Here is a 907-nt window from a genome sequence, read left to right as displayed (position 1 = left end):
TTATTGATTCATTTCAAAAAAGAAGACATGCGCCGTTCAGTCAATACCTTATTGGTGTTAATGGCAAACAATGGATTTAAAGGTTTACCCAAATCGACCGTCCATCGCTTTCTACGTAATGAGCACTTGTCTGCGCGTGTGATATCAGATGCTCCTGCCATTGAACGCAGACAGTTTAGCGCACAACGCGCCAATGATATCTGGTATGGCGATGTCATGCATGCCGGTAAAATTCACACCGCCAAAGGACTGCAAAAGGTCTACTTAATTAGCTTAATGGATGACGCCTCGCGCTTGATTACCCATAGTGGATTGTATTTTAATGAGCAGGCAGTGTCAGTGGAGTGTGTGCTGAAAGAAGCAGTACAAAGGCGTGGATTGCCAAAGCGTTTGATTGTTGATAATGGCTCTGCTTATCGCAGTGAGTCATTACAGCAAATCTGTGCACGTTTAGATATTCGGCTGATTTATTGTCGTCCGTATGAACCTGAAGGCAAGGGCAAGCTTGAACGTTGGCATAAGACCGTTCGTGAGCAATTTATCAATGAAGTCAATCTTGCTGAAATCAGCTCGTTATCTGACTTTAATCTACGCTTACAAGCATGGCTGCAAGAGATTTATCATCACCGTCAGCATTCAGGACTTATTAAACAATCACCGATGGAGCGCTTTCGCCAAGATGTTGGACATATCCGCCATTTAGGTGAAAAGGCACAGTCTATAGATGAGATCTTTTATCATCGTATTGGGCGCAAAGTATCTAAAGTTGGCATCATCCTATATGAAAACCAAGCTTATGAAGTGCCTTATCAATATTCAGGCACCAGCGTGTACTTAGTGGTTGATCCACATATAAAACAAGCCAAATATATCGAAAGTCGACGTGGTGAATACTTGGCGAAAGTGG

The 907-nt window shown here is 42.8% G+C and carries 1 protein-coding gene; it reads left to right on the top strand.

Translation table 11 applies throughout. From position 1 onward, the window contains the following. A partial coding sequence (locus ACTS4L_RS11340) for a DDE-type integrase/transposase/recombinase (RefSeq protein ID WP_440652071.1) occupies positions 1-907 on the top strand: 907 nt, incomplete at both ends.

The organism is Cysteiniphilum sp. 19S12-1 (assembly GCF_052030685.1).
GTDB lineage: Bacteria > Pseudomonadota > Gammaproteobacteria > Francisellales > Francisellaceae > Caedibacter.
This window is presented reverse-complemented; position numbering and strand designations above follow the sequence as displayed.